Genomic DNA, 25,904 nt, shown 5'->3' with positions numbered 1-25,904 from the left:
TTAATCGGGATGGTCTGCATGATATTTTTAAAAAACAGGCACCGGCTATTATGTGCTGAAAATGGCGGTTCAGTGTTCAAAACTCGAAAATAATGTGTCGCCATAACGCGCGCGCCGCCGCTCGAATCAAAAAATGAAACGGAACAAAAGGTGAAATGAAAAAAAAGTTGTAATTATTTGAAAATAGGTGCTGTCGCCCTTCACTAACGCCAAAGAATCATTCTTTCCGGTGATCCTTGAGTCTTCTTCGGTTTCCCTCGTAAAGGGCAGTTGTGCACTGTTTGTGTGTACCGCATTGGGGTTGTCTGAATCAATCACAGACGGGTAATCCCGATTCTCATGCCAGGACCTATACAATGCGACGGAATAAATCTCGGGTAAAGGAATAAATAACTTGTCCTCCCTTTTGAGTACGAGGGTAAGAATGTCCGGGTTTGACGAAGCCGATTTTAACCGCGTTCACCGGCTGATCGAAAAAAATAAAGCCGACTCGGGAAGCGCAAGCTTTGTCCCCCATGATTCTGATCTTTTTTTATCTGATTCGTTTTCGCCGGACGCCAGCCCGAACGATCTGTTTCTGCAAAAAGATTTTCCGTACGACCGCGTCGTCTCCGGAACCATTTTTTGGGGCGAAAATCCGGACATTATTTCCGGAAACATCTACATCGAAAACGGGCTCATCGTCGACATCGAAGAACGGCCGGTTCTGTCCGAAAATTGGATTGCGCCGCGTTTTGTGAACACGCACACCCACATCGGCGATTCGCTTCTCAAAGATCCGCCGCTCGGAAATGAACGCGGATTTTGTATTGAAAAAGATTTGGACGCGCTCGTCAAGCCGCCCAACGGTCTCAAACATCAATTTTTATCTCAAATCGGTTTTGAAGAATCCATCGACGCCATGGAATCGGCGGTTTGGGAACTCTTCTTAAATGGCGCCGGCGTTTTCGCTGACTTCCGGGAAGGCGGGCTCGAAGGAACGGTCGCGCTTCTCAAAGCCGTTTCAAACACCGGAAAAGATATTTTTCCGATCGTCTACGGCCGCCCCGGCCACGTTGATTCCGGCTCTCGGGAACATCCGAACATGGATTTCTTGGAAGAAGTGCGCGACATTTTGGAAGTCGCCGACGGCATCGGCCTCAGCGGCGCCAACGATTTGAACGAATACGTTCTGACCAAAATCACGTCCAAGACACGACTTAAACGAAAGCGGCTGGCGATTCATGCCGGCGAAAAAGACCGAAGCGATATTGAACGCGCTTTGGCACTGTCGCCCGATTTGCTCATTCATATGACGCACGCCAACGACTCGGATTTGAAGAAAACCGCCGACAAAAAAATTCCGGTCAGCGTTTGCGTCCGCTCCAACTTAACCACGGGTGTCGGTCTCCCGCCGGTTGTGGAAATGCTTGAACACGGCATTTCCGTCAGCATCGGAACCGATAACATGATGCTCAATTCGCCGGATATGTTTGAAGAAATGCACTTTATTTCCCGCTTGTACGGGCTTTCCGACAATCAGGTTTTTAAAATGGCGACGTCAAACGGCGCGCAAGCGCTCGGGTGCGGATTTACAGGTTCCATCGACGTCGGAAAAAAGGCTGATTTGATCGTGCTCAACGCCAAATCTCTGAATTTGAAGAATATTCGTGATCCGTTGGCCGGTTTTGTCCGAAGGGCTTGCAAAGACGATATTTTGGGGCTTGTCTGAAAATTCCTTCGCTTCGCTTCGGAATTTTCCGGGGCGGTGGGAGTCTGATTCTATAGAGTTCGCTGCGCGAACGGCTCCCTACGGTCGCAGAAGTACAGTTTTTTCTGATTCCGTTTTCTGCAACTGTTTCAACAATACAGGTCTTTCTGATTCTGTTTTTCTCAACTGTTTCCAACAATACAGTTTTTTCTTTTTCCGTTTTCAGCAATTGGTTCCAACAATACAGTTTTTCCTTGTTTCAGTTTGCAGCAACTGCTTCTAACAATACAGTTTTTTCTTGTTTCAGTTTGCAGCACGTGTTTCCAACCAATTCATTTTCGTTAGCGCCATCCGCTTAAACAGACGCGGAACGCGTCTGTTTAAGCGGGGTTGGTTGCTTGATTCAAAAACAGAAATTGAGGTCGAATATCAATTGACTCGAAAATAAAAATTGGAATCGGATTCAATTGACTCGAAAATAGAAATTGGAGCCGGATTCAATTGACCCCATAAGAAAAAATGCCGCCATAACGCGCGCGCCGGCGCCGCTGAAAAAACGAAAAAAGAAAAAGAAGAAAACAAAAATTAACTTTTGTTTTCCGCAGCGTCGTACCGCACAATCAAAACTTGCTGCTTGGCCGTCCGTACAATCTTTTCAGAAACGCTGCCGAGGAGCATTCTTTCAAGAGCTTTTTTGCCGGTGGCGCCCACAATGATGAGATCAGCGTTGATTTGGTTGGCGTATTGAACAATTTCGCCCGGCGCAGATCCGGAAAGACTGATGGTTTGATATTGGATGCCGGCTTTTTCCGCTTCCGCTTTGAAATACTCGAGTGCGGCGTCGGATTCTTTTTTAATGTTTTCGGAAACCAAAACCCATTCGGCGCTGGTCGGCGTAATGTTTGAAACGTCCGCCACATAAACGGCATAAAGTTCGGCGCCGGTCAGCTTCGACAGACTGATTGCGGTGTTGATTGCTTTTTTCACATAATCCGTGCCGTCGGTGGCCACAATAATTTTTTGGTATAATTTCTCGTCCATAAAAGACACATCCTTTGACTTGTTTATCCCAACAAATCCGAAAAATAAAGTAAAACAATATTGGTGTTCATGATTTATATATTCATCTCATGAATAATATTGAAAAACAGACAAAAAACCAATCTTTTGAATAAAATCGAAAATACAAAATAGTCTGTTGATTGATCGTAAAAGAGGGGAAAAAGAAAGGCAGAAGCCTTTCTTATTTCATTTCGTTTTCTTTTTTATTTTTTTCGTTTTTGTTTTGTTTTTATTTTTTGTTTTTCCGGTAGAGCACAACGGCGGCCGCAACGACAATGATCAGCACCACGGCAACCAAAATCCAGGCCGTCCAGCTTGAGGCTGCAGCCGGCTTGTCCACGTTTGCCGTGCCGGTATTATCTGTTGTATTGGCCGATGTTGTGTTTTGAGTGTCTGCCGGCGTTACGGTTTCGTTATCTGCCGGTTGCATCGGTTGGGAATTCGCCATGTCCACAACCGTTGCCGATCCGACGCCGCCCGATGATCCCGGGGGATAAACGGGGTCGGCTTCTTCAATAATGAACGGTGAAAATCCGGTCACGATGAAAGACATCATGTTTCCGCTGACGGTCACCGGGATCTGTTCAATGGATCCGTTGCTGCAGCAGTGGATGACAATGGCGTTTTTCATTCCTTCCGGAAGCGGCATTGTGATTTGAACCGGCACGAGCGGCGTCACAGACATGTTAATTTCCAAAACGATCGCCTTTTCCGATACTTGAACCGGAACTTCAAGTCCGTTAATCTCATTGCTGATTGTCATTTCAACTTTCGTGTCCGGGTTGGCGGAAAGTGCGGCGCCGACAATTGTTACGTTGCCGAAACCGTTTGGTTTGGTCACATTAACCGTCACATTGCTCGTATTTTCGTAAAGCGCTTCCAGCTTTTGAATATCCGCAAGACCCGCCGGCGTTTCCATTTCCTGTCTGATGCTTTCAACAGGCAAATGAGTCAGTTCATCGACAACGTTTTTCACGGCGGTTTCATCTGAATTGCTGCTCAAACTCTCAATGTCCCCAAATGTACTGTTCACCACTTCCGTTACCTTTTTGGTCGTGGCGGCATCTGTTTTCATCTCTGTTTTTTGGGCGTTGGTGTAGTACGGATAGACATTGACTTTTGTTCCGGTGTACGTTTCTTCAGGCGATTTGCCGGAATCCAAAACCATCGGGATTGTTCCTATTTTTCCATCCTTGGAGAAGAATGAATAGGTCAAATTGTATTCAAAGTCCTTTGCGCTGTTAATATCCAATGCATAAACAACGTTGGTGTATGTGTTGTTCGTCATCGTCCAGTTGCCGTTGCCGGGACTGTGGTCGATACTGAGAACTTTGTAGTAATTGTTCACCGTGTTGTTGGAGAACGTGGTGTTTGTATTTTCGTTGGCAACGATCGTCACAGAACTTGTTTTATTGATTTGATCTTTCCAATCATAGCCTTGACCGTTGAATTGGTTGTTTTCGATCGTCACAAAACTCGGATCGGTTGTGTTGGCGTAAATCAAAAGTCCTTTTCTGAAATTGCCTTCAAAAACGCAATTGCTGATCGAAATTGATGAGAATTTTTTCCCGGTCGATCCGAGAACCGCATGGGAGCTGTTCTGTCCTTCTTTGCCAAAAACAGAATTTGTAATTTTCAAACTGTTTCCGTCTTCTGGTATGATCATGTACGTTTCGTTTGTAAACGTCAAGTTGTTCAAAACAACGGTTCCCTTTGTGCTGACTGTGTTTGGAATTGTCTTTTTGTACCCGTCGTAGACCGTCAAATTGACAAGCGTGATATTTTTCGGCAGGGAATCATCCAGGAAATTTTCCGCAGAACTGAAGTTGCCTTGGATTGTTCCGGATATGCTGACAGTTTTCACACCCGTTGCGTTATTGACATTATCGGCGAAAAGAATGGATTTTGCGCCGGTCACTGTGTTGTTGATCGCCGTTATGTTGATGAGTTTGCTGTCAGCGCCGGGGCTGATGTAAACCATGTAGCCGTTTGAAGAATTCAGTTCAAAAATATTGTTTTGGATTGTCATCGTCACGTCATTTGTCACACCATCTGCGCTGACGCCGGCATTTCTGGATCCGGTTGCATTGCCGGTAATCTTATTGTCTTTCACCGTCACGTTTTGTCCGTTCTTATAGAGGCGAACGCCAACGTTTCCGGTGCTTGCTGTGTCCGTGTTTGAGGTTCCGGTTACCAATGTGTTATTCTCAATGATAGTTCCTTCATTATTGACAACAATAACCTGACTGCTGCTGTCGGTCGAGCTGCCTGCTTTGACGACGGAATTGGCAATGGTTGTATTTTTACCGTTGGCTTGAATCACAATGTTGGAATTGGTACGCATCGAGTTGGAAATGTCCACATTCATGTTTTTCAACGTAACGTCGTTTCCGGCCGCATTAATCAACATGTCTGCTCCGCCGTCGTAATCAGAGCCCTTTGTGATGTTTTTGTTTGCGCCGTCAACGGTTACGTTTGACGTGGACGCTGAAATCAAGAAATAATTGATTTTTATGTCATCTGTCATTTTGTAAGTTTTATCAGAACCGGTGATCGTCAAATTCCATCCGTCGTCGGTTCCGGTCCAGCCGGTACAGTTGGCGATATTATATCCCGGAATCAAAGGCAATTCATTGGCTGGAGTTGTGGTTCCGCTAAACAGGTTTGTTACGTTGAGCAGGGTGACATTGTCGACACTCAAATTGTAAACTTTTGTTGTACCGATCATGTTTATTACGTTTTCAACAGTCGTGTTGTTGATATATACGTCAACCGGTGCGGTTGATCCGGATGATTTTTCCAATGAAATACCATTTGTCGCTTTGCTTTGATTAAAATCGCATCCGTCAATGTGGAATGACAAGTTTGGTGCGTTGTTTCCACCATAAAGGCGAACGGCTGCCGTCAAAGGTGATTCTGTTGGTGTTGTGACATTATTCAAATTCAATGTTCGGATGCCGGGGTTTGCGGTCGCGCCGTTCACATTATCAAAAAGGGCGACTGCATAAGCGTTTGAAGAAAGGAATGTTCCGTCAATGGTACAATCTTTAATGGTTCCTGTTCCGTCTTCCAGAACGGCTGTTGCAATTCCGTAGGCGTATGTTCCATTTAGTTTTCCGTTGACAGTGACATTTTGAATCAAGCTGTGTCCGCTGTTCGTTGATTTTGTTTGGGCGTCCACACCGTACGCATTGTACCTGTTGGTTGTACTTGTTGTTTGAATCGTTGCATTAATGATGATGTCCTGAACGGTCACATTGCCGTTGCCGAGGCTCCATGCAATGATTCCCTGTGAGTTGTTTCCGGCTCCCGATGATTCAATTTTTCCGCTCACGTTACATTTTTCAATTGTCACATTGCCGGTGGTGTTGGCGTAAATTCCGATTCCTTTCAATCCGGAAATTTGACTTCCATCCCCGCCAATTGTACTGTTGGTAATTGTTACATTGCCGCCGTCTTCTGAATAGGCGCATATGCCGGCTGCGAAGCCATCGGCGGAAACAATGTTTTCAACAGTGACGTTCATCACTATAAAATTGCCGAAATCCCAATAGTTATTGGCATCTCCGGTGTAAATTCCGGCAGAGGTTGCGTTTATGATGGTCACATTCTGAATGGTGATATTCTTTTGGTCATTCGCCACTTGAATTCCAAAAATAGAAGTTCCGTTTCCATCAACGGTTTTGCCGTTTCCTTCCAAAATGACATTACTGGCATTAATCAAAATAACGGGATTTGTGCCGGCGGGATTAATCAAATCTTCTTTGATTGTGTATGTTCCCGGCGATGTAATTTCATAAAAAGCGTTTGCGCCGTCAACTGTAACATCGGCGCCATCTATACCTTCAGAATCGGCACAAGCCGTTCCGGCAAACATCATTAAAACAATTATCACAATAAAAAACAAAGGCAATCGGTTTACTTTGCGTATCATCTATTTTCCCTCTTAGTATATATCTAAAATTATGATATATCTATTAGTTAATAATTATTGAGGAAATTATATATATTTTGTGAGATACGGCTTGTCATATGCTATGTCTTCTCATGCTGATTTTTGAACAGGTATGCTACTATTATACTATTCTATTAAAATTATAATTGTTCATATTTTCCTATTTTTTTATAGATATCTCTATCAGTCGCCTCTTTTATTTTTGTGAATATTATATTGTTATTTATCTAAAAAATATTATTTTATTGTTTCTATTTATATGATGTCGGCAAAACAGTATATTTCTAAAAAAGGGAGTCATGAAGGTGACCGAATTTCGTTATCTTCGATTCACCGAATTATTCTCAAGAATTGTTTTTGATTATTCAAGGGCCGGGACCGAGAATCGAACTCGGGTCAAAGCCTCCACAGGGCTTCAGGATAACCTTTACCCCACCCCGGCCACTCAGAAATCATGCCGAAAGAAACGTCAAAAAAGCGGTTTTGTTTCTTAAAGCAAGCCATAAACCCGTTTTTTTCATATAAATGTTTCGACAAAGTCGGCTTTGCGTCATCAGCGTTTTTTTAATATTTTGTTAAAAATGGATGAAGCGGAAATATCCGCTTCATTGTGTAAAATTTCCGTAGCTGCTTGTATTGGATATTTTGTGATTTTTGACGGTAAACATCAGTTCAATGCCGTTGACTCTGACTTTGTACGTGCCGTCTTCCAATTCATTCAATGAAGCAATCGGGATTGTTTTTTGGTAAGAGTGTGCGCTGGCGTTAATGCTGCCGCCGTCATATACTCTTTTGACGGGGAAATATATTTTGTATGTTTTTCCATCCGTATCTTCTGTTATTTCTTCGCCGGGAAGGCTGTATGCGCTCAGATCGCCGGTGTATCCGAAGATGACGACAGAAGCCGTTGTTTTGTCTGACGTTATTTTCATGCCATGGATCGATGCCGGAATAAAGGTCGTTGTTTCATTGTCGTTCAGTATGAAACCGGATCTGACCTCTTCATCTCCGTTCACCAAAACCGTATACATTTTGCCGGTTTCAAGAGTTAAATTTGAAATATCAAGCGGGAACCACTCAATATATGATCCGTTGTTCCCTTCGGCAATCGGCAGATTCACATTGATGACATCTGAAGACATGCTGACGGTGATGTTGCTCTCGTCCACATATATGCGTTCTCTTAATCTGAGTTCAAGCGTCCGGTTTCCGTCCGTTTCCCGGACGTACAAATCAGTCGGGTAAAATTCACTGATATTTTCTCCCCATTCCACATTCGTATTTTCGGGGGATTCATTTTCTAAACTCGTATTCTCCGATGATTCGTTTTCTAAACAACCACTGACGCCGGCGGCTGATAAGATCACAACAATCATCAAAATCGTTGATATGATTTGTTTTTTCATCTCTTCATCTCCGATTCTATGGTTAGAAGGTTGAATTTGACTTGTTTGCATTAGATGATTCATTAACTCATGATTTTCAAACGCAGTCGATTAAAAAATGTAAAAAAGTATTAAAAAAGATTTAAAAAATTAGAAAAAATTATTCCGTGGCCAGCGGATCTTTATCGCCGTAAATGCGCGCCCGCTCAAACGTCATGATTTTGCGGACAACCAGCTTCTTTTTTCCGCACCAGCCCGCTTCCGGATAGTTTTCGGTCACGAATTTGTAAAGGTCTTCTTCATTCATCTTTTCCATTTTGTCTTGAAGTAAAAGCAATTGTCTTTCATTTTCGTCCATTCTATTTCCCCAATCATTTTTCCGGACTTCTCGTCCGTCTTGTCATATCAATGTCTTTTTAGTTATTTGATTCTTCCGTTCGTTTTTTCGCAGAAAAAATTAAGGCGGTTACGCGTCGCCTTTGAAAAAGAGTGCACAGTGGCATGCACCGTCATTTTTAATTTCGTCTTCGTGATAAATGCACGGGCAAATGATTTTTCGGTCTTCCGTTTTGTCGCCGTAAATAATCCGGCACGGGCAATATTGAACACCATACTGTTCCCGTCGTTTGGCCAATCCTTCGATGACCAATTCCAGTTCTTCCGGGTCCGGGTTCAGGCGAAAACCTTTCTTCGCCGCATATTTTTCAGCATAAGATCTGACTTTTTCCTTCGTTTCTTCAAGCGTCATTTTTTCACCATTTTATAATATAATAAAGCCTCATTGTTTTTGTTTTATTTAAAATTTTGTTTATTTAATCTGTTTTCATTTAATCTTTCAAAAATGATGGCATCTGCTTTCTTTTTGTCAGGGGTCCATTTCTCTTATTTGATATTAATTAAAGAGACGTGCAGAGGCAATAATTCAGATCAAAATAGAAACAGTACCAACTCAATGATTGAGATAAACAGAACAATGACGGGATAAAACAGAACAATAATGGAATAAAACAGAAAAAAAGCAAAATTAAAAACAGACCTTAAAAAAAAGAAAAAGAAGAAAGAGGAAAATCCTCTTTCATTTATTTTTTATTATTTTCTTCTCTTGTAAAGACCGACGCCCACAAGACCAAGGATGGCTGCGATCGCGAACACGACTTCAAATCCGGGGATTGAAGATTCCGGTTTGGTGGTGTTGTTGGTATCGTTTGTTTGGTTGGTTTGGTTTGTCTGGTTGGTTGTGTTGGTTTCATTCACCTTTTGGTCTTCCAAGTAGATCTTCTGTCCGTCGCCCATTCTGAAGAGAGTGGATTCGCCGTATTGGTTCTTAACGGTCAAAGTGACGTTGTAGTAACCGGATTTCTGGTAGGTGTGTTTCGGGTTCTTTTCAGTGGATGTGCCACCGTCTCCGAAGTCCCAGGACCAGGAGGTCGGGTTGCCTGTAGAGAGATCTGTGAACTGGACCGGGTGCGGTGCAACGCCTGAGAGGACGTCAGCCTGGAAGTCTGCGCGCGGGGCGGATCCGACTGTGATGTACTTGTCCTTGGTCATGGTGTTGGTGCCGTATTGGTTCTTCACGGTCAATTTGACTGTGTAGACGCCGCCGGTGGTGTAGTTGTGTTTCGGGTTCTTCTCGGTGGATGTGATTCCGTCTCCGAAGTCCCAGCTGTAGGTCAAGTTCTCGCCCTGTGATTTGTCGGTGTATTGGACAGACAAGGTGGCTGCTCCGTCAGTGGGTGTTCCGCTGAAGTCTGCGACCGGTGTTTTACCGACGCTGACGAAGTTCTGTTTCACAACAGAGTTCACACCGCAGCTGCTGACAACTGTTAAAGCAACAGTGTAGGTGCCGGTTTGGTTGTAGGTGTGGGACGGGTTCTTGTCGGTGGAGGTTGTTCCGTCACCGAAGTTCCAGAGGTAGGACAAGTTGCCGCTGCCGGTGGATTGGTCGGTGAATTGGACTTTCAACGGTGCTGCACCTTGGTTGTTGGTGGCGGTGAAGTCTGCTTTCACAGTGTCGGAAACAACGACGTTCTTTAAGGTGTAGGTGGTGGTGGCGTATTTGTCAGTCACGTTCAAGGTGACGTTGTAGACGCCGGCCGACTTGTAGTTGTGGGTCGGGTTCTTTTCTGTGGATGTTGTGCCGTCTCCGAAGTTCCAGTTGTAGGTGGCCGGGTCGGTCACAGAGCCGTAGGTTGTGAAAACGATTTGTTTGGTGTTGTCACAAGTGGAGTTGGCTGTGAAGAAAACGTACGGTGCGACGCCAATGTTGATGTAACCGGTTTTGGTCATGGTGTCGTTTCCGAATTCATTGGAAACAGTTAAAGAAACAGTGTAGGAACCGACTTTGTCGTAGTTGTGGGTCGGGCTTTTCTCGTTGGAGGTGGTGCCGTCTCCGAAGTTCCAAAGGTAGGTGGTCGGGTTACCGGTGGATTGGTCGGTAAATTTAACGTTTAATGCAGAGTTGCTGGCTGTTTGGTTAGCCGTGAAGTTGGCGACCGGTCCGGAACCGACATAAATGTAGTTCGTTTTGGTCATGTTCTTGACGCCATAGTCGTTGGAGAGGGTCAAGGTCACGGTGTAGTTGCCTTCTTTGGTGTAGGTGTGTGTGACGTTTCCGGATGTGTTGGAATAGGTTCCGTCACCAAAGCTCCAGTTGTAGGTCATGTTTTGTCTTGCACCGGCGGATTGGTCGGTGAAAGCGACGTTTAACGGAGCTTTTCCGCGGAGCGGTGTTCCGACGAAGTCCGGGACCGGCATGGTTCCGACTTCGATATATCCGTCGGTCGGCGCTGCAACGGTCACCGGGATCAAAGCCATGAGGAGGCAAAGAACGAGAGCGACTCCCGCTAATTTCCCGAAATGGTTTCCATGTGTTTTCATAAATATCTAAACTCCAAGGTTCGTTTAAAAATTCCTCAAAAAGGATATAAATTGAACAATAAACAACAATAACATTCATCATTTTTTCGTTTTTTAAGCAATGGTTAATGTTAGTTTCATGTTAAATTTTGTTCATTTAATGAGTAAAATATTAATTTTTGAGTATATCAGACATTGTTTTGTCGTAAGAATCTACTTTAATCTTATTTGACTATATAAATTCTTATCAGGCCATATAATCAAATAACTGCTTGAATATAAGATATAAAGAAGAATATATACCTTACCATTGAAACAAGCATTGTTAAGGTGAATATACAGAAAAAAATCCATCAAATAATATGAAATTTATATATTTTCTCACTTTTGATGTATATTTTTAAGTTCCTTCTCTTGACGGCTCTTTTGGTGAACGGTCATTTATCTTAATCAAATTGAATTATTTGATTGACTTGAAATAATACTTCGGATATACTCCGTTGTAATTGAGTGAAAACCGCTCCTTTATTATAAGTGATGCGGTCTATTATTCAACTATCGGCCTGTCCGGAATTCTTGTTTCCTTTTAATTTATCAAATTCTATCTTCTCTCTTGTTATCGTTTATTAAGATTTTTTTGAAATGAATTCAAAAAATCGGGGGAATACATATGACGAAGGTTACCTTAGTCTCTTGTCGAATATTTGAGGATGAACTCACAGCTCTTTTGAAAAAAGAAGACGATGTGGGAAAAAACAGCGGCAAACCAATAAAAATCATTCTTCACCGGACGGATTTTATCGAAACGTTTACGGCAAAATTGGATTCCGAAGGTGTTTCTTATGAACTGGTCGACAGCGGCGTTTCGCTTCCGGCCGGGGATGATGTTATTGTTCTTCGATTGATTGAATTTTCCATGGAAGCACGGCCGAATGAAAACAAGGCTGTTGTTTATGCGACCGTCAAAGAAGCGCAGCCTGAGTCGGATGGTATTTTGGTTTTGTACGGCTTATGCGGTAACGTTCTCGGAAATATTGAAGAAGATTTGAGTTTGCCGGATTGCCCGGTCCGTATTCTGAAAGACTGTGACGGCGACATTGTTGATGATTGTATTTGCGCATCTCTGGGCAGCCGGCAGCGGTATACTCAGATTTTAAAAGATGCGCCGCGCGGTGAAGGGACTTTCTTTTTAACGCCGATGCAAGCGGCTTATTGGCGCGAAATTGCTTATGCGAGCGCTTTGACGCCGGATCCGAACGACGACGATATGATCCGGTTTGTTTTTGAATATTCCAATTACAAACGCGTCGGTAAAATCAATACCGGGTTTCAATATGAGCAAAAATACGACGATATCGTTTCCGACTTTTCGTCGCGCTTTAATATGAAAATTATTGAATATGATGGCCAAAGCATCGTCTATACATGTTATGAGAAGTTTATGAAAGAATTGAACAATTTGTCATCATAATTTCAAATATGATGACAAATCTTATTCGCATCAAAAGTTAAATTTATTTTCATTTTATCGCGCAAGCTCTCTGCATGCCATTTAATTTCTTTAACTTTTAAAAATCGATTTATATGATCCGAATGAATTGTTATGAAAAATGATGAACGACGATTCATTTGGGTTACATTTATAAAAGATACGTTCGTCACTCTTTTTTTAATCAAATTACGGGACTTTTGACTATGAGCAACGAAACAAAAACCATATCGAAATATGATTATGAAGCGCTCGGACTGAAAGTCGGTCTGGAAATTCACCAGCAGGTGGCTTCCGAACAAAAGCTTCACTGCCGCTGCCCGAATATTTACCGCGACGTGACGGAATCCACGCACGAGCTGCGCCGGTATTTACGCCCGAAGGCCAACAACTTGGGTATGATGGATGCGGCCGCCATCGAACAGACAAAAGCCCGCAAACAAAACATCTACAAAGTCTACGACACAACGTGTTTGGGCGACATTGACGAGGCTGGTCCGGCGCCGATTAACCCGGAAGCGCTCGACATCACGTTATCTATTTCCAAATTACTCCATTTGGTTCCGGTGGACCGCGTTCACACCATGCGTAAAATCATTGTGGACGGCTCCGGTCCGGCCGGCTATCAGAGAACATCTTTTATCGCCGGAAACGGGTGGATTGAAACCGAATCCGGAAAATGCCGCATCGCCAGTTTGTGTTTGGAGGAAGAATCCGCGCCGAAAGTTGAGGAAACGAATGAATATATTATCTTTTCATTGGACCGCCTCGGCATTCCGCTCGTTGAAATCGCGACCGAACCGGATATAAAAACGCCGGAACAGGCCTATGAAGTGGCGGCTTATCTCGGTATGTGCCTGCGTTCCACCGGCAAAGTGAAGCGCGGCATCGGTACGATTCGCCAGGACGTCAACGTTTCCATTCGTGACGGCGCCCGTGTTGAAATGAAAGGCGTTCAGGCGCTCAACATGATTGACGAACTCATCTGCCGCGAAATCGGCCGCCAGGTGAATCTTCTTCAGGTTCGGGACGAGCTGCTTGCCAAGGGCGCGTCGATCTGTCATGAAATGTTTGACGCCACTGAGATTTTTAAGGACACAAGTTCCAAAGTGATTCAAAAAAGCGCCAAAGACCGCCGGATCATTGCGATTCGTCTCAACGGTTTTGACGGTTTCGTCGGCCGGGAAATCATGCCGGGCCGCCGGATCGGCACCGAATTGTCCGAACGCGCGAAAGCAGTCGGTGTTTCAGGATTATTCCATACAGACGAGCTGCCGAACTACGGCATTACGCAAGAAGAAGTTGACGCGCTTCGGAATTTTGTCGGCGCCAAAGAAGACGACGCCGTCGTCATGATTTCCGGTCGCGAAAGCGTTGTTCGAAAAGCCATGGAATCCGTTTTGCAGCGCGCTGACGATTTATTGGTCGGCATCCCCAACGAAACGCGCCACGCCCTTCCGGACGGCAACACGTCTTACATGCGTCCGCTGCCGGGCGCTGCCCGTATGTATCCGGAAACCGATTTGTACACGTTTGCGCTCAGCCGGAAGAAATACGACAACCACCCGACGCCGGAACTTTTGACTGACAAAGCTGCCCGGTTCATGAAAGAATACCACTTGAACAAGGACTTTGCGGACCAGATTGTGTTTTCCAGGTATTTGCCGCTCTTTGAGCGTTTGGCTAACAAATACAAAGGCAACGACTCTGTGTCGCCGACCTTAATCGCCAGAACATTTACAGGCGTTTTGCCGGAACTCAAACGCGAAGGCCTGAACATTGATTCGATTTCAGACGTTCAATTCGAGGAACTCTTCGATTTAATTGCCGCAGGCGGGCTTTCCAAAGACGCCGCGCGCGACATTTTGGTCGTCGTCTGCAACGAATCCGGCTGCCTGATTGTTGAAGCGGTTGAAAAACTCGGTATTAAAGAATTGGATATGGGCGAACTCGAAGCTTATGTCGATTCAATCATTGCTGAGAAAAAGGATTTCATCGCCGAGAAAGGCTTAAATGCGGCCGGACCGCTCATGGGTCTTGTCATGGAAAAATACCGCGGCCAGGTTGATGGAAAAGTCGTGAATGCGATGCTTCGTGAGAAGATCGGGAAAATGAGTTAATTAAAGAAAGTTTATCAACTTTCTTTTTTTACTTTTTTATATACTTCGTTTTTAAAATAAGTTTTTAAATTCCGGTATCACCAAAACTGATACCATTTTTTATTTTTGGCGCTTTCAAGTTCCAACTGCTTTTTATCCAATTGGTTAATCAATGTCTGAACCTGGGCGATGTGCATCTTCGTCGTGTTGTCGCGCTCCATGATCTGCTCATCTTTTGTTTCCATTTGCCGGGAAAGGGCTGCAATCTGTTCGTCTTTGACGGTCAGTTGTTTGATCAGGGCGTCCACATATTCTTGGGAAACGGCTGAGGCAGTGTCCGGCTCCAAATACTTTTCAAGCGCTTTTGTCACAATGATGCCTTTCGGCTCATTAGCCAATTCCAGTTTTTTATAAAGTTCGGTCGAAATTCGAACATTAAGCTGTTTTTTGTCGTCGCCTGCCTTGCCATCGTCTGCCGGCATCCTCATCTGCAGTGCTTTTTTATCGGTTTTGTCATCCGACGCCCTGCTATCATTTAAATCAATAGGATCTGTCATGTTATGTCAAGCCTTTTTATTGAATCATATCAAAAATCTATCAAACATTATACTTTTTTCTGTATTTATCATTATTGCATCCGGCGCAAAAATATTGCGGTCTTTTGGATGATTTTTCCGGATTTTTATTGTCGATCTGTCTGCCAAGTATGTTTTGTTTTATTTTTGATCTTTTTTCTGACTGGTTCAGCCTTTCTTCAGGTAGGAACTACTATCAGAACGCTAATGGATGCTATTTTATTTGGTGTATTCATCGTATTCAAGATCCGGTCGGCAAAATAAACGGATGTTTGCTATCATTGCAGCTAGAAATGAATAGATTTATGATAGTTTTTTTGAAATTTTATTTTGAGCTGCCTTACGATAAATAGCTTAATCTATAAAACTTTTGCAGCCATCTTGATATTCGGATCGAAATTCAAGGGGTTTTCATAAACACATTTATTTTATTTGATATAATTTGCTATCATTTAAAAACAGTATCTATATACGTTGTTATCAATATTTTATAGCGGAAAATGGATATGTTTCTAGCAAATTTCTAGGATTCCCCAAAGTTTGCTAAATTTGACGATATTTTCCAAGCTAGTTCTCAAACAATATCTCTTGCTATCGTTTTATTTTATATTTTTAAATAATTCTTAGCAAAACACATCAAAAATGATACATTTTGATATGAATTTGTATTATTTTGAATATACTTGGAAAATGTCGTAGAAAAAGATAGGTCATTTCTAGCAATTGTCGAAAATATTGCTATCAAATCCTAGATGTTAAACGATAAGTATTTATTCGAGATATTCCTAGTAGGTTATTGTCAGTGTTGGGCTGAAATTTTTCAATAACTCAACTAGACTCAAAAATCTTTGAATTGGAAGAAATGTGTGAAAGAGAAAAGGATAGTTTGTGGCGAATTATCCTTTTCTACTCGTTCTAAATTAAACAATTGAAAGAAACAAAATAGATGATATAAATCCGATAACGAAAAATCGTATTTTCGTTTGTAGGATGTATCAATATCAACCCACTATCTTTTCAAAATATATAGTACTTTTGCTTGAATCAGCTAATGGGTATTTTTATATTATTTCTAATTTTAAATGTTTCAAATCATTTTGTTATTTTTGATCCGTCAGATTATTTCCGGCCGTCAAACGGGGGACATTTTACCGAAAAATTTTGTGCTATCAAAAGCTAAATGAAATTATATCATTCAACTTTGACGTCTGTTGTTTCCCTTTTATTGCCGACGCTTCGAATTTGTCATTTAATATTTTACGGGTTTTTCAGCTTTAATACACACATATTCATGACATTTTCGAACAGAGGAGTTATATATTTGAAGAATTATCAATCCACTTTTAGAGGCTTATACACGCAAATGTGCGCAACCCATTAAGTCAACTAAAAAATCGGATTGATTATTTTGACAGAATTACTTGGAACGGAATTTGGAAAATCGGCGAATGGCATGAACCACCGCTATCCCAAAAAACCGCCCTCATGCGTCAAACCTGCGCATGCCGATGAAATGACACGCCCATTATCGGACTGTATTTCATTTAAACGCACTTTATCTGATTTTGACTTCTCTTCTTTTTTATATTCGTTTTTTTCATTTTTTCTCTCTTTATTTTCCCTCTTATCTTCTCTCTTTTCTTTTTCTTTATTTTCAAAAACAATTGAGGATTAAATATGCCAAAAAGACAAGATGTCCACAAAATTTTACTGATCGGATCCGGCCCCATTACCATCGGCCAGGCGGCGGAATTTGACTTCTCGGGAACTCAGGCCTGCCGCGCTCTCAAAGAAGAAGGATTTGAAGTTGTCCTGGTGAACTCCAACCCGGCCACCATCATGACGGATCCTGAAACGGCGGATGCGATTTATATCGAGCCCATCAAAGCCGAAATTATTGAAAAAATCATTGAAAAAGAAAGACCTGACAGTATTATTGCCGGCATCGGCGGACAAACCGGTCTGAACATGACCACCGAACTGGCCGAAAAAGGAATCCTTGAGAAATATAATGTCAAACTCCTCGGAACACAAGTCAAATCCATTCAAATTTCCGAAGACCGCGAGCTTTTCAAAGAACTCATGATCAGCATCGGCGAGCGCGTCCCGAGAAGTAAAGCTGTTTCATCCCTGGAAGAAGTCGAAGAAACCATTAAAGAATTCGGGCTTCCGCTCATTATCCGTCCGGCTTACACGCTCGGCGGCGCCGGCGGCGGCATTGCGCACACTCGAGAAGAACTCTTTGAAATCGCCGAACGCGGTTTGAAAAAGAGCCGCATTCACCAGCTTCTCATCGAAGAAAGCGTTCTCGGCTGGGAAGAAATCGAATACGAAGTCATGCGCGACAAAAACGACACCTGTATTGTCATCTGTACGATGGAAAACATTGACCCGATGGGCATTCACACCGGCGAGTCCATGGTCGTCGCACCGATTTTAACCATGCCGGAAGACGACAAAAAAATGCTCCGCGCAGCAGCCATTAAAATCCTCCGCGCCTTAAACATTGAAGGCGGCTGTAATGTCCAGTTCGCTTACAACCCTGAAACCAGCGATTACCGGATTATTGAAGTCAATCCGCGTGTTTCCCGTTCATCCGCTCTCGCTTCCAAAGCCACCGGATTCCCGATTGCCCGCGTGACCGCAAAAATTGCGATCGGCAAAACCCTGGATGAAATCATCAAAGGCGTCAAAGTCGGATCCGACAATTATGAACCCAATGTTCAATATATTGTGGCGAAAATGGCCCGCTGGCCGTTTGACAAATTCACAACCGCCGACCGCACGCTCACAACATCCATGAAAAGCACCGGCGAAGTGATGGCGATCGGCGCAACCGTTGAACAAGCGGTTCAAAAAGCCATCCGCGGCCTTGACCTCGGGAAAAGCGTTGACGACTACTGCTGGACGGATGAAGAAATCATCAGTTTGCTTAAAGTCGCGACCGATGAACGCATCTTTGCCATCATTCACGCCATCCGAAGAGGCTACACCGTTGAAGCCATTTCCGGTTTGACCAAAATCAATCCGTTCTTTATCGAGAAAATTAAAAACTTCGTTGTCATGGAAGACCGTTTGGTGAAAGAGCCGCTCACAAAAGACTTGCTCATGGACGCCAAAAAGAAAGGATTCACAGACGAAAGAATCGCCGAGCTGTCTAAGAAATCGCGCGTTGAAATTACAGACATGCGTCTCAATGAAAATATTATTTCCGCTTACCGCATGGTCGACTCCTGCGCCAAAGAACTGGACGCGTTCACGCCCTATTATTACACAGAATACGACATGAAGAACCTGTCAGTGGCAACCGCTGAAAAGAAAAAGGTTTTGATTTTGGGTTCCGGTCCGATCCGCATCGGTCAAGGCATTGAATTCGACTACTGTACCGTCCATGCCGTCAAAGCGCTTCGGGAAGAAGGCATTGAAACTCATATTATCAACAACAACCCGGAAACCGTTTCCACCGACTACGACACGTCCGACAAATTATTCTTTGAACCGCTCACGCTCGAAGACGTCATGAACGTCATTGAAAAGGAAAACCCGTACGGGGTTTTGGTTCAGTTCGGCGGACAAACGTCTGTCAACTTAGCGATTCCCTTGGAAGAAGAATTAAAGCGCCGGAATATGTCGACCAAAGTCTTGGGGACAACGCCGGCTGACATGGACATTGCCGAAGACCGCGAAAAGTTCAACGTCATGATGTCAAAACTCGGCGTTTTGCAGCCGGAAGCCGGTTACGCTACTTCCGAAAAGCAAGCGTACGACGTGGCCGATAAAATCGGCTACCCGGTTCTTGTTCGTCCGTCTTATGTTCTCGGCGGCCGCGCAATGGAAATTGTTTCCGACCGCGACGAGCTTGAGAAATATATCAAAGAAGCTGTCCGTGTCTCCAAAGACCACCCGATTCTGATTGACGACTTCCTCGAAGGCGCCCGTGAAATCGACGTGGACGCCGTCTGCGACGCCGAAAACGTTTTCATCGGCGCGATTATGGAACACGTCGAAGAAGCCGGTATTCACTCCGGCGACTCCGCCTGTGTCATTCCGGCGCAAACTTTGTCTCCGGAAATTATGGACACCGTCCGCGATTACACCAAAAAGATCGCTCTGGCGCTCAAAGTCAAAGGCATGATCAACATCCAGATGGCCGAACAAAACGGCAAAGTTTACGTCCTTGAGGCAAATCCGAGATCCAGCCGGACTGTTCCGTTCGTCTCCAAAGCCGTCGGAATTCCGTTGGCCAAGATCGCCGCCAAAGTGATGATCGGCAAATCCTTAAAAGAACAAGGTTACATCGCTGACAAAGAACCGCAAATCAAACACGTCGCCGTCAAAGAAGTTATTTTGCCGTTTGACAAATTAACCGGCGCCGACCCGCTCCTCAGCCCGGAAATGAAAAGTACCGGCGAAGTGATGGGCATCGATTACAGTTTCGATTTGGCGTTCTACAAAGCTGAAATGGCCGCCGACAACGCCTTGCCGCTCGAAGGAAACGTTTTCGTGTCCGTCCGCGACAAAGACAAGGACGACATGTTGCTCGTCGCCAAAGAAATGAGCGCAGCCGGTCTTAAAATGATCGGAACCCGCGGAACCGCCGCTTTCATGGAAAAGAACGGCGTTTCCATGGACATCGTCTTGAAAGTCCACGAAGGCAACCCCAACGTCATTGACCGGATCCGGAAAAATGAAGTTGCCCTTGTGATCAACACGCCGACCCAAAAGACAAAATCCAAGCGGGACGGTTCCAGAATCCGCCGCACAGCGGTCGATTACGGCATTCCATATATCACGACGCTCCAAAGCGCCAAGATTTCGGCCAAGGCCATCACAGCCGCGAAAGAAAAAGAAATGACAATTAAGTCGATTCAAGACTATAACAAGGAATAAACTCCTTGTTTTTTCTTTTCTTATTTTTTGTCTTTTCTTCTTGGGTGAGCAGCTGCGCGCGCGTTATGGCGATCATTTTTGACGATTTCTTTTATGCCGGCTGTTGTTTTTTGTTTTAATTCAAGCAAACCATCCCGCAAATTCTGACGCAAAAATTCCGTCGCTTCGCTAGGAATTTTTCAGTGGCGGTGTGAGTCTGTTTCCAAAAGTTCGCTGCGCGAACGGCTCCCTTCGGTCGCTAAACGTTTGGTTTTGTTTATTCTGAATGTTCAAACAAACCATCCCGCAAAATCAGACGCTTTGCGTCTGTATTTTGCGGATTTCCGCCAGTAAGATGCGTTGATTTACAGTAACAAATTGCACCTACAGTTCACTATTATTTTAAATTCCAATTTGCACCTGCAGTTGACTGTTTTTAGATTTCAGTTTGCATCTGCTGTTTTCAACAATACACTTGTTTCTTGGTCCGATCTGCATCTACTGTTTCCAAAAATACAGATATTTCCGAATCCGATTTGCATCTTCTGTCTCTGTCAATTGCATCTGAAAACGGTATCTGCAAAATACAGACGCGAATCGCGTCTGATTTTGCGAGGTTATTGCTTGACGCTTCCAAAAAACAGCCACCGTTTTTGAAAAGTCGACGAAAAAGTGCCGCCATAACGCGCGCGCCACCGCCGCCCTCAAAAAACCCACCCCTTCTCTTTCAAAACCCTCCTGAGTCGGACAAAGATTAATATAATGAATCGTTGAAATATCCACCAAATTTTCAATATTATTGAAATCCAGGTGAGAACATGGCAAAAAAAGCAATCCTCTCGTACTCGGGCGGTCTTGACACGTCCGTTTGCATTCCGCTTCTGAAAGAAAAATACGGCTACGACAGCGTCGTCACCGTTTCCGTCGACGTCGGCCAGCCGGAAAGCGAAGTCAAAAACGCGGAAGAAAAAGCGAAAAAAATCAGCGACAAACACTACACCATTGACGCGAAAGACGAATTCGTTTCCGATTACATCTTCCCGCTCATCAAAGCCAACGGCGATTACGAAGGTTACGTCATGGGAACCTCCATCGCCCGCCCGCTCATCGCCATCAAAGTCGCGGAAATCGCCGAAAAAGAAAACGTTGCCGCATTCGCCCACGGCTGCACCGGCAAAGGAAATGACCAACTCCGTTTTGAAACCATTTTCCGCGCCACAGGTCTTGACGTCATCGCGCCGATGCGCGAACTCAACCTGACCCGCGAATGGGAAATCGAATACGCCAAAGAACACGGCATTCCGGTCGCCGCGACCAAAGACAAACCGTGGAGCGTTGACGAAAACCTCTGGAGCCGCAGCATCGAAGGCGGCCGCCTCGAAGACCCGAACTTCGTGCCGCCGGAAGAAATCTACGAATGGACCGTCTCTCCCGAAAAAGCGCCCGACGCCCCGACAACCATTGAAATCGGATTCGAAAACGGTGTTCCGGTTTCGCTCGAAGGCAAGAAAATGAAAGGCGTCGATTTAATCCGCGAACTCAACAAAACCGCCGGCAAAAACGGCGTTGGCCGCTCCGATCTCGTGGAAGACCGCGTTCTCGGACTCAAAGCCCGTGAAAACTATGAACACCCGGCCGCAACCGTTCTTCTCAAAGCCCACAAAGACTTGGAACAATTGGTCCTCAGCCGCGCCGAACTCAAATTCAAAGCCATGGTCGACGCCCAGTGGTCCGAACTCGCCTACCAAGGACTTGTGAAGGAACCGCTTTACGAAGACTTAAACGCCTTCATCGACAAAACACAAGAACGCGTCACCGGAACTGTCAAAGTGAAATTGTACAAAGGAAACGCCTCCGTTGTCGCCCGCGAATCTGCGTTTGCGCTTTACTCCGAAGACATGGTTTCTTTCAACAGCCAAACCATCAACCAAAAAGATGCCGAAGGTTACTGCAAATACCACGGATTCCAAGCCCGGATGTACCAAAGCTTGAAAAAGCAGAACAAATAACTTTTTCAACATAACACTCTTAAAATTTCAGAATGTTGGCGTCGCAAATTCAAGGCGATTTCAACATTCAAACAACTTTTTTAACGGACTTGATACGGAATTTTGTTCCTTTATTTATAGGAAAAGATTATTAAAGGAATATCTTGTTTAATGGTCATCCATTCGTATAATCGTTATATTTCGGCAATTCTTTTTTCCGAAATTTTTGGCTCTACGATTTTTATTCTTATGTTTATATTTTACATTACAGGTGAATACCATGGCATTACAGAAAGGAGATTTTATCCGGGTCAGCTACACCGGAAAGTTTGAAGAAGGACGCATTTTTGACACCACCGACGAAGAAGTCGCCAAAACCGAAGGCGTCTACAGCCCGCAAGGCGTTTACGGCGGCGACGTCGTTGTCGTCGGCTGCGGTCACACCATCGCCGGTCTTGACGCGGAATTCGAAGGCAAAGAAGTCGGCTGCGAAGGCAGCGTCGTCATCGGTCCGGAAAACGCATTCGGTCTTCCCCAAGAAGATTTAATCACCTCCGTTTCCACATCCAAATTCAAAGACGGACGCGCAAATGTCGGCATGATTATCGAACAAGACGGCCGCCAGGGCGTCGTGACAAAAGTCGTCGGCCGCCGCGCCACCATCGACTTTAACAGCCCGCTCGCCGGCAAAAACGTCGTTTACGATTACAAAATTGAAGCCATTTTGAGCACCAACGAAGAAAAAATCCGCGGTCTCTTAGCGCTTTACACCGGTTTAAAAGAAATCGAACTCGAATTTGACGCATCGGTTGCCAAGATCTATATCCCGAGAGGCATTACCTTCAACCAAAGATGGCTCATCGCCAAAGGAAAATTCGCAAAAGAAATCTTGGACAACACAGACTTGACCGAAATCCAATTCGTCGAGCGCGTCACCAAAGAACAAAACGAAGTCGACGCCATCATGGAAAAAGCAATCGGAGAGTAATTTTACTCTCGTCTTTTTCTTTTTTTCAACACGGCGCTTTCCGTTTTGCAAAATAATTATATATCAATAACTTATTAATGGCTTGTTTGACGACGAATTTATTTCAATATGCGGAGATAGCCAAGCGGCCCACGGCGCCGGTCTTGAAAACCGGTGGTGCACAGCACCCCGGGAGTTCAAATCTCCCTCTCCGCGCTTTTTTTAAATAATTCTCTTCCCATTTTTGACGATATGTGATTAAAAATATGATGAGAACTATGATTCTGAATTTATTATGGATATAACGAAATACAATAATTAAATTTAAGTGAACAGGAGAACCTATTATGACAACCGTTCTTTTAGAAACAACACTCGGTAACATCAAAATCAAATTGTACGACAACATGCCGATCACAGCCGGCAACTTCAAAAAATTGGTCAGCCAAGGTTTTTACGACGGCGTTATTTTCCACCGCGTAATTCCGAACTTCATGGTTCAGGGCGGCGACCCGACTGGAACCGGAATGGGCGGCCCCGGCTACTCCATCCCGGACGAATTCGTGAAAGGCTCCTCCAACAAACGCGGAACCATCTCCATGGCCAACGCCGGACCGAACTCGGGCGGCAGCCAATTCTTCCTCAACCTTGTCGACAACACCTACCTCGACTGGGACAAACCGCCGGCATCTTCCAAGCACCCGGTCTTTGGCGAAATCATTGAAGGCATGGACGTCGTTGACAAAATCGGCAATGTCAAAACCGCCAGAGGCGACAAGCCGGTTCAAGACGTTAAAATTATCAAAGCGACCGTGATTTAAGATTAATTCTTAAATCATTTATTTTCTTTTTTACTTTCTCTATTCTTCGTCTCTTTTCATTTTTTGGCGGGCAGCTGCGCGCGTTATGGCAATCATTTTGGATGACTTTTTTGAAAAAAGAGCGGTCGCTTTAGATGAAATCACGAAAAAAAGAAAAGCAAGAATAAATCAAAAAATAATAGAAAAAAAGAAAATGGATTTAGAAGAGATCGGTCAAATCTGCTTCAAATCCGATGACGGCATAGCCGAGTTCAAAAGAAGTAATAACGCCCGGATGCAATTCTCCGAAAACGCCGATCTTTTTGCCGCCGACATAAACGTCCGCCACACGGCCTTTTAAGAAGGCGGGATCTTCCGACTCTTTTAATTCGTAATTTACTCTCATTTCGCGGAGATATGCATCAACGATTTCCGAAATTTCGGTGAAATTGGCGGCGTGGTGAATGGATGCCGCTGCAATTTTTTGTTTGTTTTTTCCGCCGACAACCGCTTCGCCGACTTCAAAGATGCTTTGAGGAAGTTCACGGTGCTGGTTCATGGATAAGATTTCCAACAAACCGGGAAGCAGCGTTGTCCGAACCATTGTTTGATCTTCGCTGATCGGGTGGAGCACATAAGTCACATCGTTTGTCACCGGCCGGCGCATGTTTTCAAAATGAACTTGCGGACTTGTCAGCGTAAACGGCATCACCTGATTAAATTGAAGACCGACCATAATATCGGAGGACGATTGGCGAATCAACGAAGTCGAGTGCGCTTTTCCCATCGTGTAGTTTTGAGGAAGTTCCGACGGAATGTTGGCATAACCGTATCCGATCGCCACGTCTTCGATAATATCGTATTTGTGCATAATGTCGGCGCGGTAGGCCGCCACCATAATTTCAAAGGACGCCGGACTTTTGGACAAAACCGTTGCGTTGTGCCCCATCTTTTCAAGACATTGAATCACTTCTTCCGGTTTCATTTTAAAGCCGAGGTGGGATTCGATTTCTTCAAGCGTGATGATGTAGGGTTTCGGTTCCATGTCCGGATAATTTTTCTTCTCGCCGTTTGGAGACACAACCGTAATGGCTTCAATTTTTCCGCCGCGTTCGGCAAGGGCGGCTGCGACGATGTTGAGCGCGGTGTAAACCTCTTTGCCGGTTCCGGTGACGTCGATGAAAAGGTCTTTTGTCTTTTCGGTGACGGAGGTGAGCGTTCCGTTAATAATCGGCGGGAACGACAAAACGTTGCCGTTTGAATCTTTGATGATCGGATATTTGTCCATATCGCACACAAGGTGCGCAAATTTGACGCCTTTCGCATGTGATTTTAAAATGTCGGCCATGGACATTTTTTCGGTGTGGTCCAGCGGCACGAACGAATAGGCCGGCGACTCCACAGAATATGTAAATGGCGGAACGATTTGAGACATGTCGTGAACGCCGATGGATACTTTTTTCCGGTTGCGGCCAAGCGCCCAGTGCAAATCTTCCTGAAGGTCCATGAGCGATTTGATGGACGACGACGTAAAAGAAAGGCCGCGGACAACGGCGCAGCCGAGAACCGGACGAACTTTTAAAACCTCATCTGAAACGGAGATGGTTATTTGGGGCGTACCGACGTCATATTTCAAAAGCCCCGGCTTTTTGCCCAAAAAAGCTTTCATCGCGCGGGAGACGCCTTCGACGCTGTAAAGGTCGGGGCGGTTCGGGAAAAATTCAATGTCGACAAATTCGTCTTCCAAACGTTCGACTTCCGCGCCGATCATGGAAACGTTATCGATAATTATTTGGGAATCCATTCCCGAAAGCGTTTCTAAATCTTTTTTATCAACCGTAATAACAGGCATACTATCGTCCTAATTCGATAAATTGTAAAATTATATTTGAAAAATTAAATTAAAAATCAGTATATGTAAAATTCTGTTATAAATTTGTTGTATAAAACCTTTCTTTCATATATGAATCATTCCATAATGACTCTTTACAATCCGGTCAAATTGAAATCTAAATGAAATTAAATGAAATTAAATGAAATTAAATGAAATTGAATGAAATTGAATGAAATTGAATGAAATTGAATGAAATTGAATGAAATTGAATGAAATTGAATGAAATTGAATGAAATTGAATGAAATTGAATGAAATTGAATGAAATTGAATGAAA

16 protein-coding genes and 2 tRNA genes are annotated in these 25,904 nt (G+C 44.2%); 9 read left to right on the top strand and 9 right to left on the bottom strand.

From position 1 onward, the window contains the following. The first annotated feature begins 424 nt into the window (after window positions 1-424). On the top strand, window positions 425-1,711 hold the full coding sequence (locus MsAg5_RS07525; protein ID WP_338100013.1) for an amidohydrolase family protein: 1,287 nt from the start codon (window positions 425-427) through the stop codon (window positions 1,709-1,711). Window positions 1,712-2,275: 564 nt separating this feature from the next. Here the strand turns inward: MsAg5_RS07525 and MsAg5_RS07520 are convergent. The 7 genes from MsAg5_RS07520 to MsAg5_RS07490 all read right to left on the bottom strand — a co-directional run bounded on the left by MsAg5_RS07520 (window position 2,276) and on the right by MsAg5_RS07490 (window position 10,969). Next, the gene (locus tag MsAg5_RS07520) at window positions 2,276-2,731 is read right to left on the bottom strand and encodes a universal stress protein (protein ID WP_338100012.1); all 456 of its coding nucleotides are present in this window, start codon (window positions 2,729-2,731) and stop codon (window positions 2,276-2,278) included. Between the two features lie 250 nt (window positions 2,732-2,981). Then, on the bottom strand, window positions 2,982-6,632 hold the full coding sequence (locus MsAg5_RS07515; protein ID WP_338100011.1) for a beta strand repeat-containing protein: 3,651 nt from the start codon (window positions 6,630-6,632) through the stop codon (window positions 2,982-2,984). A gap of 445 nt (window positions 6,633-7,077) precedes the next feature. Further along, window positions 7,078-7,149: transfer RNA gene (locus MsAg5_RS07510), tRNA-His, on the bottom strand. A gap of 163 nt (window positions 7,150-7,312) precedes the next feature. Further along, complete coding sequence (locus MsAg5_RS07505; RefSeq protein WP_338100010.1) at window positions 7,313-8,113, bottom strand: hypothetical protein; 801 nt, start codon at window positions 8,111-8,113, stop codon at window positions 7,313-7,315. Window positions 8,114-8,252: 139 nt separating this feature from the next. Further along, window positions 8,253-8,450 (bottom strand): hypothetical protein, encoded by a 198-nt coding sequence (locus tag MsAg5_RS07500; RefSeq protein ID WP_338100009.1) that lies wholly within the window; start codon window positions 8,448-8,450, stop codon window positions 8,253-8,255. Window positions 8,451-8,558: 108 nt separating this feature from the next. Then, window positions 8,559-8,840 carry a ferredoxin-thioredoxin reductase catalytic domain-containing protein gene (locus tag MsAg5_RS07495; protein WP_338100008.1) on the bottom strand — a complete coding sequence of 94 codons (282 nt, stop codon included), beginning with the start codon at window positions 8,838-8,840 and terminating at the stop codon, window positions 8,559-8,561. Window positions 8,841-9,181: 341 nt separating this feature from the next. Then, window positions 9,182-10,969: a PKD domain-containing protein gene (locus MsAg5_RS07490; RefSeq protein ID WP_338100007.1), complete on the bottom strand. Its 1,788-nt coding sequence runs from the start codon at window positions 10,967-10,969 to the stop codon at window positions 9,182-9,184. A gap of 649 nt (window positions 10,970-11,618) precedes the next feature. Here MsAg5_RS07490 and MsAg5_RS07485 point away from each other — a divergent pair. After that, complete coding sequence (locus MsAg5_RS07485) at window positions 11,619-12,419, top strand: DUF1638 domain-containing protein (RefSeq protein ID WP_338100006.1); 801 nt, start codon at window positions 11,619-11,621, stop codon at window positions 12,417-12,419. A 224-nt stretch (window positions 12,420-12,643) separates the two neighbouring features. Then, window positions 12,644-14,557 (top strand): Glu-tRNA(Gln) amidotransferase subunit GatE, encoded by a 1,914-nt coding sequence (gatE, locus tag MsAg5_RS07480; RefSeq protein ID WP_338100005.1) that lies wholly within the window; start codon window positions 12,644-12,646, stop codon window positions 14,555-14,557. Between the two features lie 77 nt (window positions 14,558-14,634). On the opposite strand, the gene MsAg5_RS07475 is transcribed toward gatE, so the two are convergent. Then, complete coding sequence (locus MsAg5_RS07475) at window positions 14,635-15,018, bottom strand: hypothetical protein (protein ID WP_338100004.1); 384 nt, start codon at window positions 15,016-15,018, stop codon at window positions 14,635-14,637. Between the two features lie 1,501 nt (window positions 15,019-16,519). On the opposite strand from MsAg5_RS07475, the gene MsAg5_RS07470 reads away from it, so the two are divergent. The 6 genes from MsAg5_RS07470 (at window position 16,520) to MsAg5_RS07445 (ending at window position 23,756) form a co-directional block, all read left to right on the top strand. Then, complete coding sequence (locus MsAg5_RS07470) at window positions 16,520-16,786, top strand: hypothetical protein (RefSeq protein ID WP_338100003.1); 267 nt, start codon at window positions 16,520-16,522, stop codon at window positions 16,784-16,786. A gap of 2 nt (window positions 16,787-16,788) precedes the next feature. Then, window positions 16,789-20,001, top strand: a complete 3,213-nt coding sequence (gene carB, locus MsAg5_RS07465; protein WP_338100002.1) for a carbamoyl-phosphate synthase large subunit — start codon at window positions 16,789-16,791, stop codon at window positions 19,999-20,001. Window positions 20,002-20,798: 797 nt separating this feature from the next. After that, the gene (locus tag MsAg5_RS07460) at window positions 20,799-21,989 is read left to right on the top strand and encodes an argininosuccinate synthase (RefSeq protein WP_338100001.1); all 1,191 of its coding nucleotides are present in this window, start codon (window positions 20,799-20,801) and stop codon (window positions 21,987-21,989) included. 259 nt (window positions 21,990-22,248) lie between these two features. Next, window positions 22,249-22,956 carry an FKBP-type peptidyl-prolyl cis-trans isomerase gene (locus MsAg5_RS07455; protein WP_338100000.1) on the top strand — a complete coding sequence of 236 codons (708 nt, stop codon included), beginning with the start codon at window positions 22,249-22,251 and terminating at the stop codon, window positions 22,954-22,956. Between the two features lie 110 nt (window positions 22,957-23,066). After that, window positions 23,067-23,151, top strand: a tRNA-Ser gene (locus MsAg5_RS07450). 131 nt (window positions 23,152-23,282) lie between these two features. Next, window positions 23,283-23,756 (top strand): peptidylprolyl isomerase, encoded by a 474-nt coding sequence (locus MsAg5_RS07445; RefSeq protein ID WP_338099999.1) that lies wholly within the window; start codon window positions 23,283-23,285, stop codon window positions 23,754-23,756. A 199-nt stretch (window positions 23,757-23,955) separates the two neighbouring features. Here MsAg5_RS07445 and pheT read toward each other — a convergent pair whose 3' ends face one another. Beyond that, window positions 23,956-25,587, bottom strand: coding sequence for a phenylalanine--tRNA ligase subunit beta (gene pheT / locus MsAg5_RS07440; RefSeq protein WP_338099998.1), 1,632 nt, complete (start codon window positions 25,585-25,587; stop codon window positions 23,956-23,958). Between the last annotated feature and the right edge of the window lie 317 nt (window positions 25,588-25,904).

Origin of the sequence: Methanolapillus africanus, from assembly GCF_032714475.1 — an archaeon.
Classification (GTDB): domain Archaea; phylum Halobacteriota; class Methanosarcinia; order Methanosarcinales; family Methanosarcinaceae; genus Methanolapillus; species Methanolapillus africanus.
This window is presented reverse-complemented; position numbering and strand designations above follow the sequence as displayed.